The 16,890-nt window shown below is 58.5% G+C and carries 11 protein-coding genes and 1 tRNA gene; all 12 read right to left on the bottom strand.

The genetic code is table 11. The features are described from left to right. Positions 1–50: 50 nt before the first annotated feature. Entirely contained in the window at positions 51–962 is a 912-nt protein-coding gene (pqqB, locus tag ACA043_RS26855) for a pyrroloquinoline quinone biosynthesis protein PqqB (RefSeq protein ID WP_187680851.1), read from the bottom strand. An 81-nt stretch (positions 963–1,043) separates the two neighbouring features. Continuing rightward, the gene (pqqA, locus tag ACA043_RS26850) at positions 1,044–1,118 is read right to left on the bottom strand and encodes a pyrroloquinoline quinone precursor peptide PqqA (RefSeq protein ID WP_003422658.1); all 75 of its coding nucleotides are present in this window, start codon (positions 1,116–1,118) and stop codon (positions 1,044–1,046) included. A gap of 156 nt (positions 1,119–1,274) precedes the next feature. Then, complete coding sequence (gene pqqF, locus ACA043_RS26845) at positions 1,275–3,689, bottom strand: pyrroloquinoline quinone biosynthesis protein PqqF (RefSeq protein WP_497658209.1); 2,415 nt, start codon at positions 3,687–3,689, stop codon at positions 1,275–1,277. A 38-nt stretch (positions 3,690–3,727) separates the two neighbouring features. Beyond that, complete coding sequence (locus tag ACA043_RS26840; protein ID WP_497658208.1) at positions 3,728–4,522, bottom strand: carbon-nitrogen hydrolase family protein; 795 nt, start codon at positions 4,520–4,522, stop codon at positions 3,728–3,730. A gap of 12 nt (positions 4,523–4,534) precedes the next feature. Continuing rightward, positions 4,535–6,217 (bottom strand): flavin monoamine oxidase family protein, encoded by a 1,683-nt coding sequence (locus tag ACA043_RS26835; RefSeq protein ID WP_187680848.1) that lies wholly within the window; start codon positions 6,215–6,217, stop codon positions 4,535–4,537. 206 nt (positions 6,218–6,423) lie between these two features. After that, positions 6,424–6,885 carry an Lrp/AsnC family transcriptional regulator gene (locus ACA043_RS26830; protein WP_187680847.1) on the bottom strand — a complete coding sequence of 154 codons (462 nt, stop codon included), beginning with the start codon at positions 6,883–6,885 and terminating at the stop codon, positions 6,424–6,426. A gap of 327 nt (positions 6,886–7,212) precedes the next feature. Next, complete coding sequence (locus tag ACA043_RS26825) at positions 7,213–7,761, bottom strand: PBECR2 nuclease fold domain-containing protein (protein WP_497658207.1); 549 nt, start codon at positions 7,759–7,761, stop codon at positions 7,213–7,215. Between the two features lie 192 nt (positions 7,762–7,953). Further along, positions 7,954–8,250, bottom strand: a complete 297-nt coding sequence (locus tag ACA043_RS26820; protein ID WP_497658206.1) for a DUF3077 domain-containing protein — start codon at positions 8,248–8,250, stop codon at positions 7,954–7,956. Between the two features lie 374 nt (positions 8,251–8,624). Beyond that, positions 8,625–8,701 (bottom strand) — tRNA-Ile (locus ACA043_RS26815). 15 nt (positions 8,702–8,716) lie between these two features. Further along, a complete protein-coding gene (locus tag ACA043_RS26810) occupies positions 8,717–12,463 on the bottom strand; it encodes an EAL domain-containing protein (RefSeq protein ID WP_497615469.1) in 3,747 nt (1,248 codons plus the stop codon). 126 nt (positions 12,464–12,589) lie between these two features. Further along, positions 12,590–14,437, bottom strand: a complete 1,848-nt coding sequence (gene rpoD / locus ACA043_RS26805; RefSeq protein ID WP_489879394.1) for an RNA polymerase sigma factor RpoD — start codon at positions 14,435–14,437, stop codon at positions 12,590–12,592. 67 nt (positions 14,438–14,504) lie between these two features. Continuing rightward, the gene (gene dnaG, locus ACA043_RS26800) at positions 14,505–16,469 is read right to left on the bottom strand and encodes a DNA primase (RefSeq protein WP_497658205.1); all 1,965 of its coding nucleotides are present in this window, start codon (positions 16,467–16,469) and stop codon (positions 14,505–14,507) included. Positions 16,470–16,890 lie beyond the last annotated feature (421 nt).

Genomic DNA, 16,890 nt, shown 5'->3' with positions numbered 1-16,890 from the left:
TACGCCACAGAACCCTGTGGGAGCTGGCTTGCCAGGGATGAGGCCATCAGCTACAGCACAATACTCATGCCGTCATACGCCACTTCAACATCACGCCGCGCCAGTTCTGCGCGCTCCGGCGAATCCTCGTCGAGAATCGGGTTGGTGTTGTTGATGTGGATAAGCACCTTGCGTTGCTCGGGAAGCTGTTCCAGCACTTCGAGCATGCCACCAGGGCCGTTCTGCGCCAGATGGCCCATCTCGCGACCGGTGCGGGTGCCGACGCCACGGCGCTGCATTTCATCGTCGTCCCACATTGTGCCGTCCACCAGCACGCAATCGCTGCCGGCCATGATTTCCAGCAGTGGCGCGTCAACCTTGCCCAGCCCCGGCGCATAGAACAGCTTGCCGCCGGTCTTCAGGTCTTCGACGATCAGGCCGATGTTGTCGCCCGGGTGCGGATCGAAGCGGTGCGGCGAATACGGCGGCGCGGCACTGCGCAATGGCAGGGGAGTGAAACGCAGGTTCGGGCACGCAGCGACGGTGAAGCTTTGATCGAGTTCGATACGGTTCCAGTCCAGCCCACCGTTCCAGTGTTTGAGCATGGTGAACAGCGGGAAACCGGTGCTCAGGTCTTCGTGAACCATGTCCGTGCACCAGACCTGATGCGGGCAGCCTTCGCGCAGGCTGAGCAGGCCCGTGGTGTGGTCGATCTGGCTATCCATCAGGATGATCGCGCTGATACCGGTATCGCGCAGCGCACGGCCCGGTTGCATCGGAGCGAAGTTCTGCAGTTGCGCGCGGATGTCTGGCGAGGCGTTGCACAGCACCCAGTTCACGCCGTCATCGGAAATCGCGATGGACGATTGAGTGCGGGCCTTGGCATTCAGGCTGCCGTCGCGAAAACCGGCGCAATTGACGCAGTTGCAATTCCACTGCGGAAAACCGCCACCGGCGGCCGAACCCAGAATCTGGACGAACATGAACGCTCCATCATTTCAACGCTGAAAATAAAACGCCCCGGCGAGCCGAGGCGTTGCACTGCAAGTCTGCGTGGGCAGAACTCAGCGGCTGGCGAAGTACATGGTGACTTCGAAGCCGATACGCAGGTCGGTGTAAGCCGGTTTTGTCCAGGACATAGGGTGTCTCCTTCGGGTGGGTGGGATAGCGCTGTCCATAGGTATAGTCCACGGCAGCGCAGGGATGTTCCAAATAGTTAGGCGGCTATGTTACTCAAAATTTCAACACGATTGCCTGTGAATCTTTGAGAAAGCTCCTTGCAGCCTGAGTAATGATCAGTTTGCCGCTTGCCATGGTTCGCCGGGCATAGCGTCGCTGGCAAGGCAGAGCCAGCCACCTTCGGCGTTGTTTAAGCGCTGTGCGGCTGCCAGCAATGCCGGACGATCCAGTTGGCCAATCGCGGCGAACAATTGCGGCAGATAATCCGACGAATGGTCCGCGAGTCTGGCCTGCCACAGCAGTTCGGCGGAGTCTTTGGTCGACAGATTTGTGTCATTGAACTGATCGATTAGCGATTGGTGTTGTTGGCTGAGACTGGCGTCATCCAGGGTTTCAATCAGCGCCGGAATGCCTTGGAGGAATTGCTGAATTTGCCCGAGCAATGCTTCCGGTGTGGCTGTTGGCGATTGCACGCCGAACAGCAACCCGGTCTGCCCGTGCATTTGCCGCACACCACTGAACACCGCGTAACCCAACTGCAATTCGACGCGCAGGCGCTGATAGAACGGCGTCTGGCACAGTTGCGCCAGCAGGCGCCATGCAGCTTCGTCGGCGATTTCGCGGCTGGCGGTCGGGCAGAACAGCAGCAGCGAGTGTTCGCTGGACGCGGTGTCGATGTGGCTCCACAGGTGTTGGCCGTTGATGGTCGACGGAGCAGGCAATTGATTATCAGGGATGCCAGGAATACGGCTCAGGGCCAGCCCCATGGCAGATTGGGTTTGCGCGCTGAGGCCTAGCGCCAGGCCATCCCAGCGGGAAGTTGTCCACAGATGTTTGGCATCGGCGCAAGTTGGCGTTGAGGCCAAACAATGTACCGGCAGCGCCTTGAGCAACTGGCGGATCGGCATCAACGGCGTTTCTGGCTCGCCTCGCACGGCATCGGCGTCAATTTGCGTCAGACATTTCAGCGCGTGCTCCAGGACGATGGGCATCGGCTCTTGCAGGCCGGTGAGTTTCAGCAGCCATTGATTGCCGGTTGTGCCGAGCGACAACTCGACCCCGGCCTGACGTGCGTCGTCCTGAGTTTCCCGAAGGCTGCGATGCAGTTGCGCTTGCAGGTCAGCATTGGCTGCTGCCTCCAATTGCCAGCGCAGATAAATCGCGCCTTCATCACCGTTGTCCGGCAATGCCTGACTGAACTGCATGGGCGAGTGTTCGCGACGGCCGCGCGAACGATCCTGAGCAAACGTGCGCAACCCACGGTGGGCGCTGGTCTGGCCACGGATCAATCCGGCGTTGGCCAGTGGTTCATTCGCACGCAAGAACGGATTGGCTTCAGGCAGGCGCCAGTGGCTGCTGAAGTTATCCACAGTGCCGATTTCACCAAGGATTTGCTTGAGGGCCGACACGCCGGCGTCGGTCAGGCCACTTTCGAGCCGTTCGATATCGATACGCGCCAGCTGCAACGCGCCGCTGACTTGCTGCTGACGCTGAAGCAGGGCTGCGTATTCCTTACGCAGCGGCGCCCAATCCTGCCGTGCAAAGAAACTCAGCCAATCGCGCACTTGTTCGCCAATCGCGCTCAACGATCCGGCAGGCGCGCTGAACTGCAGATGCAACAAGGCTTGCCGGGAGAAGTGATACAGCGGCGCTGCTTTCAAGCTGTCGGCCAGATTTCCGGCCTGTAAGTACGCGAGCAAACCACCCGGTTTGGCGCTGTTGAGCCAATGACAGAGAAACGCCATTGCCTCGGCAGAGGCGTCGGGCAACGCGTCGAAGGCAAACAACAGATTGCAGTACTGCTCGCCGACCTGTTGATAACTTTTCACCGCCAATGGCGAGGTGGCTGCCTGCGGCGTTTTATCCCCAACCGGCAGCATCGCAGCAAATTGCTCTGCCAAGCTGCGCAACTCTTCAACACGCTGCGGCCCAACCAGGCTCAGGGTCATTTGCGCGGTGCGATAGAAGCGCTGATGGAAATCTGTCAGCGCCAGCTGAAACGACGGTTGCTCGACTTGCAGCGTGTCGCGGTTCCCAGCGTGAAAACCGCGCAACGGATGTTCCGCCGACAATCCCTCGTACAACGCAAACTGCCGCTGAGCCGTCGGATCTTGCGACCAGGCGACGAATTCCGCCTGCAACACTTCCCGTTCCCGCAACTGATCGTCCGGATTCATACGCGGGTTGGCGAGCATGTCCGACAGACGTTCAAGCCCTGCACCGAAAGACTGCGTCGGCAACTCAAAGAAAAAGTCCGTGGTGCGCTCCCGAGTGCTGGCATTCACCTGCCCGCCATGACGCTGCACGTAGGCCATCAGCCCTTCATTCGCAGGAAAACGCTCAGTACCGAGAAACAGCAAATGCTCGAGGAAGTGCGCCAGCCCCGGCCACGCCAACGGCACATCATGGCTGCCAGCGGCCACCCGTAAGGCGGCGGCGCTGCGCTTGAGTTCCGGTACATGACGCAGGGTCACGCGCAAGCCATTGGCCAGGGTTTCAGTGTGGGGACGAGGGTGGGTCGGCGCGGGCATGGGCACTTCCAGAACAGTGAAGTGCCAATGCTAGCGGATTAGCGCTTGTTCAGCGCGCCGTAAAGCTCGGGGCGACGGTCGCTGAGGTAGCGATTAGCTGCACGGGAGTCGACCATCAACTGCCGATCGAGCTCGCCGACGATCAGCGCTTCATCCAGTCCGGCCTGAGCAATACGGCTGCCGTCCGGCGCAGCGATACTGCTTTGCCCGCAATAGTGGATATCGCCTTCATGGCCGCAGTAGTTGGCGTAGGCCACGTAGCATTGGTTTTCGAAGGCGCGGGAACGGACGGTCACGTCTGCGACGAAATCGAACGGGATCATGTTCGCCGTCGGCACCAGAATCAGCTCGGCGCCTGCCAGGGCCAGACGTCGGGTGTTTTCCGGGAATTCCAGGTCGTAGCAGATCAGGAATCCGAGCTTCCAGCCATTGAGTTCAACCACGGGGAATGCGTCTTCGCCGGGGCTGAACATCGACCTATCCAGATCGCCGAACAGATGCGTCTTGCGGTAATTGCACAGGCGTTCGCCGTGGGCGTCGATCAACTGCACGGCGTTGTAGATCTGCCCGTCAGCAGTACGCTCGGGGTATCCGTAAACAATCGCCAGGCCGGCAGCCTTGGCGATCCGGCCGATCTGCTGTGCCCATTCACCGTTGTAAACCTCGGCCAAAGTGCTGACCGCCTCGGCGCCGATGTTGTAGCCGGTCATGAACATTTCCGGCAGCACCAGCAGGTCGGCGCCCTTGGCCTCCATCGCCAACTGATGCAGGCGTTGCAGGTTGGCGGCGGGGTCCAGTGGCAGCGGCGGACATTGGTAAAGGGCTACACGCATCAGGGATTCCTCTTACTCGGGCAGGGCGATAGGGCCGATGTCTTTGAACACATCACCCGGGCCCGGGTTCTCTTTATGTGTAGAACCGCCGAAATGTTTCATGATCCCCCACACCGCGTTGAGCGACGTCTGCACCGCGCCTTCAACCCATGCAGGGGTCCACGACACGTCGTCGCCGGCGATGAAAATTCCGCGTTGCTCAGCGGGCATGTCGTCCTGCATGAAGTGCGCGTACATCCGCTGGTTGTAGCGATAGTGGCCGGGCAAGGCGCCCTTGAACGCACCGAGGAAGTGCGGATCGGCTTCCCACGAGACGGTGATCGGATCGCCGATGATGCGTGCGGCGATGTCGACTTTCGGGTAGATCTTTTTCAACGCGTTCAACGCCAGTTCCACGCGTTTTTCCACCGGGTGCGGGAGCATCTTCAACGCATCGCTCATCCACGAGTATGACAGGCAGATCACCCCCGGCTTGTCGTCGCCGTTGTCGAACAGATAGGTGCCACGGGTCAGGCGATCGGTGAGGGTCATGCTCATCAGGTCGCGGCCGGTTTCCGGGTCCTTGTCCTTCCAGAACGGCCGGTCGACCATCACGAAAGTTTTCGACGATTGCATGTAGCGAGTACGGTCCAGCGCCATCCACATCTTTTGCGAGAACAGGGTTTCGTCGCATTCGATCTGCGTGGTCAGCAGCCAGCTCTGGCAAGTGGTCAGCACGGCGGCGTATTCGCGGGTGTCACCGTTGTTGTCGGTGACGGCGAAGCGGCCATCGGGGGCGTGGGCGATTTTCTTCACCCCGGAGCGCGGCGCGCCACGGTGCAGGGATTTCAGGCTGGTGCCTTCTGGCCAGTGCACGCAGCGTTCCGGCACATGACGCCAAATGCCTTGCGGCACTTGTTCCACGCCGCCGACCACCAGGTGCTGATGATCGTCGCAGTTGGTCATCACTACGCGGAAGATTTCCAGCATTGAGTTGGGGAAGTCAGAGTCCCAGCCGCCGGTGCCGAACCCCACCTGACCGAACACTTCGCGGTGATGGAACGACAGTTTGGCGAAGGCTTTGGAAGTGGCGACGAAATCGTAGAACGTGCGGTCGTCCCACAGCGGCACGAGGGTGTTCCACAGCTCTTTCAGGCGCGGTACATCGCGATCGCGGATGGCTTGCTGGATATCCGCGAACTGCGAGCCAGCTTCCAGTGCGTCTGCCCAGGCGTCAGCCACTTCCTGAAACAGTGCAGGAAGATCCGCCAGTTTCTGTGCGTAATGGGTTTTGCCTTCCAGATCGATCACGGTGCTGCCGGAGGCCGGCGTCAACGGGTTGGGGAAGGGCTTGGTTTCGAGTCCGAGTTTGTCGACGTAGTGATAAAACGCGGTGGACGATACCGGGAAACGCATGCCGCCGAGTTCAGCGACGATACCGTCTGTGCCGTTGAATGCCTGGGAACGCAGACGGCCACCGAGTTTGGAAGCCTCGTACACCACCGGTTTCAAGCCAAGCTTCATCAGTTCGTAGGCGGCGACAAGTCCGGCAATGCCTGCGCCGACAATCGCCACTTCGGCACCATGATTATGTTCAGGAATGCTGCCGAGACCGGCCGGGTGTTCGATCCAGTCGTCAAAGCCGAACGGGAAGTCCGGGCCAAAAATGGTGATTGGCTTCTTACCGTCTGCAGGATGGCGATTGTTCTTGTTCATGGCTGACCTTGCTGGCGACCCGACGCGGAATACGCGTCTGAGTATAGGAAAAGATGCCAGCCATTCTAGGGAGCGTAGAACACGTTAATAAGACGCAAAGTGTCGTCGTTTTGCCATTATTTTGATCAAAGTGACGATTCATGGCTTCATTTCGATCACTGTAGGAGCCAGCCTGCTGGCGATGAGGCCCTCTCAGCCACGTGTGATCAAACCGGCTGCCCCCGATCAATCTTGCTGCTCAGGATGATCGAAGTCGTCGTCTTCTCCACCCCATCCACACTCCCGATCTGATCCAGCAACTGATCCAGTTGCTCTGGCGAATCGGTACGTAACCACGCCACATAGTCAAACTCGCCACTCACCGCACACAACTGCTGCACCTGCGCCATCGCACTCAAGCGGCGCAACACCTCTTTGCCAGAACGCGGCTGCACCTTGATCCCGACATACGCCTGCAACCCGCCATCAACCACGCGTTGCCCCAAACGCACGCCATAACCGGTGATCACTTTGGCCTTTTCCAGCCGTGCAAGCCGCGACGTCACGGTGGTGCGGGCGATGCCCAACTGCCGGGCGAGCATGGCCACGCTTTCGCGGGCGTTGATTTGCAGGGCGGCGATCAACTGGCGGTCGATTTCGTCAAGCGCGGGTGGGCGGATGTCTGGCAAGGGGTGCTCCATGGGGCGCGGGTCTCAGACTTGGCATGTTACAGGCTCAACCAGTGAATCGCTTGCGAGCGGATAATCGAATGGTTTTGTAACCCTCAAGAATTTTTTCGCCCGCTCCAAATGCCTTGAATACATGCAATCCAAAAATGGGTTGACTTGCCAGGTGTCTTTATCAAAAATACCGACAAGAGCGCGAAATCTGCTGCCTTGCAGGGCTTTAGCAGACGTAGGTACCTCAGCGATGCTGCAACATCGGTGTAAGGTGAGACCTCTTCATCCCATTTCCTGAGGATGCCAATATCAGGATTCAAATACTCAAGGGCAGCCTCATAGCTGCCCTTTTTCTTTGTCTTCAAGAACGTATCGCTTGTATAAAAGTTTGCCTTGGCGATGCTTGTTCATTGCTCTGGCCGGCGCATGCATGAAGTTCCAGAGAACATGTCCGTTTCTGACATCGACCACGACGAGCATGTCATTTTTTGCCGCGTAGGCGTTGATGAATGCCAACCGATATTCGCCGTTATCGTAAAGAATTCGCCAAACTTCGAAAGGTCCAGTTAGCGTATCGATAGCATGTCGGACATACCGCTCTCGAGAGTCTGGGCGTTTTTCGACAATATGAGCGAGCTTGTCTCTCCTGACCGCAATGTTTCCGATGGGTGTGAGGATGGTGATAGCCAGTAATGCCTCGTCGACGAAACCAAAGTAAGCCAAGAGAATTTTCAGGGCTCCGTCTGCGTCTTCAGCTCTTTTTATCTCATCGATTGCGGCTGAGCGAAGCTCCCTGGCCAGCGTTCGCAGATCGGGTAAAGCAAGGTCGATCCATGTCTGCTGGCCAGCCGCTTCCTTTATCAGTGGCGCTGCAGTCACAATCATGAAAGTAATCCCGGGCGAATAACGGCGTCCGGAGGTTACTTCTTCGGATTAAAAACCAACAAGGTAGAAAACTGAATGAAAACATAGCTTCGGAAAACTCCTACAGACCCCGGGGTTATCTTCCGAAAATATACCCACAGCAAGAGTGAATCGACGACGAGCAAACTCGAAAAAGCTACGCGGATACTCGGCTTATTTCGATGAAGCTTGTTTTGGATAGCTAATGACCTTCACCACATCATCAATTACCGCTTTGCTCATCGCCGCGAGGAAATAAGCACCCCAGGCATAACGGTCGGTTTTTTTGTCGTAAGCGGCGTCCTCAGCGAAGGCTTTGACCAGAAACAGCAGGTCGGAGGCTTGGGATAAAGCATCGCCAATCGGGACGCCGGCGCTGACATGGAAGAGGGGTTGGTTGGAGCAGTAGATGAAGGGGGTGAGGCCGATGGTTTTCAGGTCTGAAGGGTGGGGCAATTTTGTTTCAGTCATAGTCTTACTCCTGGTATGAGGAGCCGCCACCATCTCTTCCATTGATATGGGTGACAGCTGTGCGCAGGTTGGAAACCGGGAAACCGAACCAATGAAACCGGCACGTCCGAGGACGTCCCACGCACAGCCGCCATAACTTTGATCACAAGTCTGGATGCTGTCGGTTTCGATTTCATCGGGTTTCCAAGCCCGGCCGCTGATGAGCAGCGACGTCTTGAGAGTATCCCGTCAAAGAAAAGCCCAACAGGCTCCAAACCGCCTCAAACCACAGCTTCAGAACTTGCCTACAGCCTTCGCGGAAGTCGTCCTGCGAAGTCAAACCGTACCAAACCATCACCCAAGAAAAAGCCGCGCATTTAGCGCGGCTTTCAATTTGGTGGGCCCACACGGACTTGAACCGTGGACCAAAGGATTATGAGTCCTCTGCTCTAACCAACTGAGCTATAGGCCCTCAGTAGGCCGCGGATTATAGCGACGGTTTCTCGGCTGTGCTATCCGAAAAATCCGATACGGCAATACGCAGAAACGTTGCGGCGAACTCTTCCGGCGGAAGCGGCAGGCTGACGATGTAGCCCTGGATCTGTTCGCAGCCTTCGGCGGCAAGGAATTGTTGTTGCGCCTGGGTCTCCACGCCTTCGGCGATCACGGTGAATTGCATGCTCCGGCCCAGGGCGATGATGGCGCGGACAATCGCCGCGTCGTGGGGGTCGTCGGGCAGTCCGCGGACGAAAGACTGGTCGATTTTGAGGATGTCCAGCGGCAGGCGTTTGAGGTAACTGAGTGAGGAATAGCCAGTGCCGAAGTCGTCGATGGCCAGTTGCACACCGAGGTGTTTGAGCTGGTGCAACACCGCCAGGGCCTCTTCGGCCTGACTCATGATGAAATTCTCGGTAATTTCCAGTTGCAGTAAATCCGGCCTGAGGCGGTTTTCCTTGAGCAGTTGCTCGATGCGCCCGAGCAGATTCGGCTGGCGCAGTTGGGCGCCGGCGAGGTTGACCGACAGCGGCCCGAGGCTTTCGTAGATCTGGTTCCATTCGAACATCTGTCGGCAGGCGGTCTCCAGCACCCAATCGCCGATCTGCAGAATCATTCCGTTTTCTTCGGCCAGTGGGATGAAGTGCTCCGGCGGCACATCGCCAAATGTCGGATGACGCCAGCGTATCAGAGCTTCGGCGCCGACCAGGCTGTGGTCGTCGAGGCTTATTTTCGGTTGGTAGTAGAGGCGCAACTCGTCACGTTCGATGGCCCGGCGGAGCTCGTGCTCCAGTGCCACGCGTTCGCTGGCCTGGGCGGTGAGGTCGCGGGTGTAACTCTCGACGCGGTTGCGGCCCTTGGCTTTGGAGCGATACATCGCCGCATCGGCGTTTTTCACCAAGGTGGCCACGTCACAACCGTCGCGCGGGTACAGGCTGGTGCCGATGCTCGCGCTGATGAAAAACTCGTGCTCGCCAGCCTGGAACGGTGCGCCGAAACAGTTGAGCAGTTTTAGTGCGATGTTGTCGGCATCGCTGGCTTGCTGCAGGCCGGGCAGCAGAATAATGAATTCGTCGCCGCCCAGTCGGGCGACGGTGTCGATGTCACGCAACTGTTCTTTCAGGCGCACGGCGATGCCTTTGAGCAGCAGGTCGCCAACCGGATGGCCGAGGCTGTCGTTGATGTGCTTGAAGCGATCGAGGTCGAGAAACAGCACTGCGCCCTGACCGCCATTCTCCTGCTGACCGTTCAGTGCCATCAGCAAGCGGCTTTCGAACAACGTGCGGTTCGGCAGGCCGGTGAGCGGGTCGTGGTGAGCCTGATAGTCGAGTTTGGCCTGTGCGTGTTTGAGGCTGGAGATGTCGGCGAACACCGCGACAAAGTGGGTGATGAATTTGTCGCGGTTGCGCACGGCACTGATGGTCAGCCAACTCGGGTACAGCTCGCCGTTCTTGCGCCGGTTGGAAATTTCGCCTTGCCAGTGGCCTTCGTCGGTCAGTTGGTGCCACATCGCGGCATAAAATGCGCTGTCGTGCAGCCCCGAGGCGAGCAGGCGCGGGGTGTGGCCGAGGGCTTCGCTTTCGCTGTAACCGGTGATTTCAGTGAAGGCCCGATTGACCGCGCTGATGTGCTGCTGGGTATCGGTGATCAACACGCCTTCGGCGGTGCTCTCGAATACGGTCGCGGCCTGTTGCAGCTTTTCCTGCATCAGGTGGCGTTCGGTGATGTCGCGGGCGATGGTCAGCATGCAGTCTTCTTCGCCGATCGGCAGCGGGCGGCTGGATACTTCGCAGAGCCGAATCTGCCCGTCGCTGCGGCGGATATGGCAGGTGAAATCGCGGACGAAACCATCGCGGTGCAACAGGTCGAGCATCTGTTTGCGTTCGTTGAGGTTGACCCAGATCCCCAGATCGAGCGTCGAACGATCCACTGACATGGCGCTATTGAACCCGGTGATGCGGCTGAAACCTTCGTTGACCTCCAGCAATAAGCCGTCGTTCTGGCGCGACAGCAGCAAGCCGTCCGGCGAGGCATGAAATGCCTTGGCGAATTTCTCTTCCGAGGTTTGCAGTTGCTGTTGGGTTTCTTTGAGCTGGGTGATGTCGCGCACGACCACGACCAACGCTGGCGTGGTGTCGAGGTCGAACGGTTCGGCGGAAATCAGGCCGGTGAACACTTGGCCATTATTGCGACGAAAGGGCATCTCCAGGTTGCGGATGCTGCCGGCCTGCAAACGCTGCAACAGCCCCGGACCCACGCCGGGTATGCCCCAGATATTCAGGTCGGTGGCGGTCTGGCCGATGACGTCTTCGGCTTTGAGGCCGATCTGTTCTTCAAAGGCTTTGTTGACCTCCAGCAGACAGCCGTCGGACAAGCGCGCGATCACCAGGATGTCCGGACATTGCTGGAATACCGACGCGAACTTCTGCTCCGACAGTCGCAGCGCTTCTTCGGTGCGCTTGGTTTCGCTGATGTCGATCATCAACCCGCGCATCACCGGTTCGTGACCGTGTTCGATCAGGCTGACGATGTCTCGCACCCACAGGCAGCGACCATCTGCGGTGATCACCCGGTAATCGAGGCTGTGATCGCGCCCGGCCAGCACTTCGTGATCGCAGAAGCTCTGGGCGCGGGTCAGATCCGCCGGGTGAATGATGTTGCGCCAGAAGCCCGGAATCAGCCAATGCGACAGTGGATAACCGAGCAGGTCCTCTGCGTGCGGCGACACATAGCTGTAAGTGAAGTCACTCATCCGCGCTTCCCACGCGATGGCGGACAGGCTCTCCACGAGGCCCCGATAGTGGTACTCGCTGCTGCGCAGTTCCTGTTCGAGGTCGATGCGTCGCGCAATCTCTGAGCTCAGGCGCCGGTTGATGCGGATCACCACGGCCAGCACGATCATCAGTAGCAGCAGGCCGGGCAGGCCATAAACAAGCAGATCATTCCAGAATGTCCGATGGTCGAGGACGTTGCCGACCCAGTGTTCTTGAATACTGCTGATTTCAGCAGGGGTCATGTCTGCCAGAACTTTGTCCAGAATGCCCACCAGCATCTTGTTATCGCGCGGTACGGCCATCGCCAGTTGATAGCGATACGGGGTTTCGCCGCTGACGTAGAGGCCGTCGAGCTTGAGTTGGCGAAGGCTCCAGACGCTAGAGGCGAGGTCGCCGACCACCGCGTCCACTTCGTCGGTCGCCAGTGCCTGCAAGGCTGAGCTGACGTTGGGCATGGCGACCAGATTCAGGTCAGGGTGGTGGGTACGCAGGAGTTCATGGGGCGCGTAGTTTTCGACCACGGCGATCTTCAGGCCGTACAGATCGTCAAGTTTGCGCGGTTGCGCGCCACCGATGTGCGCGAGGATGACGATCGGGAAGTCGAGGTAGGGCCGGGTAAACGACAGGTAGGTCTGGCGCTCGGGTGTGGACATGATCCCCGGCAGCAAGTCGATCTTGCCCTGTTTGACCTGCTCCAGTACCACCGTCCAACTCACTGGCTCGATGGGCGTAAGTTTGATCGCCAGTCGCTGGCGTATCACGTCGATATAGTCAGCCGCCAGGCCCTGATAGCGGGCCTGGTCGTCGCGAAACTCGAAGGGCGGCCACGACGCATCTACACCCAGTTTCAAGTCCGGGTGAGCCGCCAGCCAGCTACGTTCTTCATCGGTCAGAGTCAGCGCGTCAGCCGTTGCGGTCCAGATCATCAGTGACAGCAAAAAAAGCACGGACGCCAGTCTGGGCATAACGCTCTCGTTATGGCACGGGGGTGATTGTTTCGAGTGTAGACGGGGTATGCGGGGGAGGGGTGGTGCGAGGAATTTAATCTGCCATATAAACAAAACCCCCGGCCTGGGCCGGGGGTTCTGGTATCACTCGTCGAGGAAGGAGCGCAGATGCTCGCTTCGCGTCGGATGGCGCAGCTTGCGCAGCGCCTTGGCTTCGATCTGACGGATCCGCTCACGCGTTACGTCAAACTGTTTGCCCACTTCTTCGAGCGTATGGTCGGTGTTCATGTCGATACCGAAACGCATGCGCAGTACCTTGGCTTCACGGGCAGTGAGGCCGGACAGGACTTCGCGAGTCGCTTCTTTCAGACTCTCAACAGTGGCGACATCGATTGGCGACTGCATGGTCGAGTCTTCGATGAAGTCACCCAGATGGGAGTCTTCGTCATCACCGATCGGGGTTTCCATGGAGATCGGCTCTTTAGCGATCTTCAATACCTTACGGATCTTGTCCTCAGGCATTTCCATGCGTTCGCCCAGCTCTTCCGGGGTCGGTTCGCGACCCATTTCCTGCAACATCTGCCGGGAAATGCGGTTGAGCTTGTTGATCGTCTCGATCATGTGCACCGGAATACGGATGGTGCGGGCCTGGTCGGCGATCGAGCGAGTGATCGCCTGACGGATCCACCAGGTGGCATAAGTCGAGAACTTGTAACCACGACGGTATTCGAACTTGTCCACCGCTTTCATCAGACCGATGTTGCCTTCCTGGATCAGATCGAGGAATTGCAGGCCGCGGTTGGTGTACTTCTTGGCGATCGAGATCACCAGACGCAAGTTCGCTTCAACCATCTCTTTCTTCGCGCGGCGGGCCTTGGCCTCACCGATCGACATGCGACGGTTGATGTCCTTGATCTCAGCGATGGTCAAACCGGTTTCGGTTTCCAGTGCCGTCAGCTTCTGCTGGCAACGGATGATATCCGGCTGAACACGGCCAATGGCTTCGGCGTACTTGCTCTTGCCTTTGGCCAGAGCGTCGGACCAGCTTTCGTCGACTTCGTTGCCCGGGAACTGACGCAGGAAATCGGCGCGTGGCATACGTGCATCACGTACGCACAGTTGCATGATCGCGCGCTCTTGCTGACGCAGACGATCCAGGGCACTGCGAACACGCTCGACCAGGCCTTCGAATTGCTTCGGTACCAGTTTGATCGGCATGAACAGCTCGGCCAGAGCCAGCAACTCGGCAATCGCTGCCTTGTTGCTGCGGCCGTGCTTTTTCAGCGCCTTGCGGGTGATTTCCATCTGATCGGACACAGCGCCGAAACGCTGAGCAGCGATGACCGGATCCGGACCGCTTTCGGCTTCTTCTTCGTCATCGTCAGAAGCGTCAGCCTCCTCGTCGTCGGATTCCTCAGCCTTTGCAGCTTTTGGATCGATCGGCGGCGGCACTTCTGCCGCAGGCGGCGCAATGCCGTCGTCCGGGTCGATATAACCGCTCAGGACGTCGGACAGGCGACCACCTTCGGTGGTGACGCGAGTGTACTCGGAGAGAATGTGGTCAACCGTGCCAGGGAAGTGCGCGATTGCGCTCATCACTTCACGGATGCCCTCTTCGATACGCTTGGCGATTTCGATTTCGCCTTCACGAGTCAGAAGCTCGACCGTACCCATTTCACGCATGTACATGCGCACAGGGTCAGTGGTGCGACCGATATCGGTCTCCACCGCTGCCAGCGCGGCTGCTGCTTCTTCCGCAGCGGCCTCGTCGGTATCGGCGTCGGCCAACATAAGGGCGTCCGCATCCGGAGCACTCTCGTGTACGGGGATCCCCATGTCGTTAATCATGCGGATGATGTCTTCCACCTGCTCAGGATCTGAAATATCCTCGGGCAGGTGGTCGTTGACCTCGGCGTAAGTCAGATACTTCTGCTCACGACCCAGTTTGATCAACTCAATAATACGAGACTGCTGTTGCGCTTTTCCGGACATAACACCCTATCCACTGAAGGTCTTGGCGGGCAAAAAACAAGCCGAGGATTATACCTGAGCTATGACCTCACGCGCCAGTTGAGGTCGGGTTTGATGCGGAAACATTGCGACTTAGAAGGTCGCGCAGTTGATTTTTCTCTTCAATACTCAGTTCGCTTTGACGCGCTTTCCTGAGCAACTGTTCCAGATTTCGCTCGCGTTGGCGGGCTGACAAGCTAGTAATGGTGTCGAAAAACTGTTGTTCAAGGTTATCTCCATCAATCAGCCATTCCTTTTCTGCCAGCGCCTTGAGCAATCGGCCCTGTTCAGTGCCGTGCCATCGCGCGATCAGTTGAAATGAGTTTAGCTTGGGATTCTTCTGTACGGCTTCGAGCAGCGCTACCAGCAGCTGCGCGTTGGTCTGATTTTCGTCCGCTATGTGCCCGGCGTCTTCGACGCGCTCGGCCAATTGCGGGTGATGAAGCAGTGTGCGCAGTGCCGTCAGGGTTGGCGACTCGACGCCAATCGGCGTCCGCGGGCGTTGCTGATCGCGATCGCCGCCACGCTTGCCGTTCTTGTCCCAGGGTTTCTTGTCCCATTTCTTGCCGCCGGCGCCGGGTTTCTTCGGCGTCCATTCCTGCTGCGGCACGTACAAATCCTGTGACTGCGGCTGATGGTAGTCGCTGTAGTCCGGCATTGCGTCGTAATCAATGCCCGGATCGTAGGCGGGCGGTGCTTCCTGCGGCGCGTTTTGTGCGAGCTGGCTGACGGTTTCACTGCTCAGGCCGGTGATTTCGGTCAGGCGCTGACGCATCAGAATGCGCAGATTGGCCCCTGGCACTTTGTCGATCAACGGTGCGGCGAGGGTGGCCATGTGGGCCTTGCCTTCGAGCGAGCGCGGGTCGGCTTCTTCGGTCAGTTGCTGGAAGAAATAATCTGCCAGCGGCTGCGCATGCTGATTGATTCGGGCCTTGAACGCATCGGTGCCTTCGGCGCGAACCAGGGTGTCCGGGTCTTCGCCTTCAGGCAGAAACAGGAATCGCGCACGGCGCCCGTCTTGCAGGCATGGAAGTGTTGCCTCCAGCGCGCGCCATGCGGCGTTGCGGCCAGCCTGGTCGCCGTCGAAGCAGAACAATACGTTCGGAACGACGCGGAAAAGACGTTTCAAATGTTCTTCGCTGGTCGCGGTACCCAGCGTCGCGACGGCATTGCGCAAGCCCTGTTGGGCGAGGGCGATGACGTCCATGTAACCCTCGACGACGATGATTTCGTCGAGGTTTCGGTTGTTCTTGCGCGCTTCATAGAGGCCGTAAAGTTCCTGGCCTTTATGGAAAACCGGAGTTTCCGGCGAGTTCAGGTACTTCGGCTTGTCATCGCCCAGCACGCGGCCACCGAAAGCGATGATGCGCCCGCGCGTGTCGCGGATCGGGAACATCACGCGATCGCGGAAGCGGTCATAGCGTTTGCCGGTTTCGGCGTTCTCGATCAGCAAGCCGGCGTCGACCATGGCCTTCTGTTGCAAAGTGTCGCTGCTTAAGTGTTTGAACAGGTTGTCCCAGCCGGGTGGCGCAAAGCCGAGGCCGAAATCCCGAGCGATCTCGCCAGTCAGGCCGCGGCCCTTGAGGTAATCCACCGCAGCTTTGCGCGATGGGTGGCTCTTGAGTGCCTGCCGATAAAAGTCGGCGGCTGCAGTGAGCAAAGGGTATAGCGGCGAATCGGTCGGTTGTCGCGGTTTGTGCGCGCGGCCGCTTTCTTCGCGGGGGATTTCCATGCCGGCGGCTTTCGCCAGATCTTCGACTGCCTGGGGGAAGTCCAGGTTGTCGTGGTCCATGAGGAAGCCGAGGGCATTACCGCCAGCGCCGCAACCGAAGCAGTAATAGAACTGCTTGTCGGGGCTGACGCTGAAAGACGGGGTTTTCTCTTTGTGAAACGGGCAGCAGGCGGTGTAGTTTTTGCCTGCTTTTTTTAGCTGCACACGCGAGCTGACCACGTCGACGATGTCGGTGCGGTTCAGGAGGTCGTCAATAAAGCTCTGGGGAATCAGCCCGGCCATCGCGTTCTCGTCGTCTGCGCTGTAATGAGTCCGATGCGAAGGGCGGCCGGACGCGGGTCGTTGTTTGAAGCACGCAAAATGTGCGGCTCGACCGGTGTCGTCTGCGTAATCGCTGTCGGGAAGTGTATCTGCCGAAAATCCACTGACGTTAGTACCAATCAGCCTTCGACTATTTGAAAGTGTTGCGCTGAATCCGCTGACGGCCGGTTAATGGCCTCGGATAGCTCAATAAAGCGGGCACGCATGCAGGTGCCTTGGGCTGATCGTCGTGAGAGGAATCAGTGGGTGTGCTCGTCAGTAGCCTTTAAAGGCTCGTCAGAAAAGACGTGCACCGCTGGCAAAAGAGCCAGGTCTGACGCGTGAAGCAGATTTGTCTTGGTCGCATGTGCGGCTTTGACGGTGAAGCATCAAGCGTTTTACG

The organism is Pseudomonas sp. LBUM1648, from assembly GCF_059716145.1.
This window is presented reverse-complemented; position numbering and strand designations above follow the sequence as displayed.

Bases quoted from the DNA above. Each gene is read 5' to 3' on its own strand.
- pqqB (WP_187680851.1), bottom strand. From the start codon at position 962: ATGTTCGTCCAGATTCTGGGTTCGGCCGCCGGTGGCGGTTTTCCGCAG.
- pqqF (WP_497658209.1), bottom strand. From the start codon at position 3,689: ATGCCCGCGCCGACCCACCCTCGTCCCCACACTGAAACCCTGGCCAAT.
- ACA043_RS26840 (WP_497658208.1), bottom strand. From the start codon at position 4,522: ATGCGTGTAGCCCTTTACCAATGTCCGCCGCTGCCACTGGACCCCGCC.
- ACA043_RS26835 (WP_187680848.1), bottom strand. From the start codon at position 6,217: ATGAACAAGAACAATCGCCATCCTGCAGACGGTAAGAAGCCAATCACC.
- ACA043_RS26825 (WP_497658207.1), bottom strand. From the start codon at position 7,761: ATGATTGTGACTGCAGCGCCACTGATAAAGGAAGCGGCTGGCCAGCAG.
- ACA043_RS26820 (WP_497658206.1), bottom strand. From the start codon at position 8,250: ATGACTGAAACAAAATTGCCCCACCCTTCAGACCTGAAAACCATCGGC.
- ACA043_RS26810 (WP_497615469.1), bottom strand. From the start codon at position 12,463: ATGCCCAGACTGGCGTCCGTGCTTTTTTTGCTGTCACTGATGATCTGG.
- rpoD (WP_489879394.1), bottom strand. From the start codon at position 14,437: ATGTCCGGAAAAGCGCAACAGCAGTCTCGTATTATTGAGTTGATCAAA.
- dnaG (WP_497658205.1), bottom strand. From the start codon at position 16,469: ATGGCCGGGCTGATTCCCCAGAGCTTTATTGACGACCTCCTGAACCGC.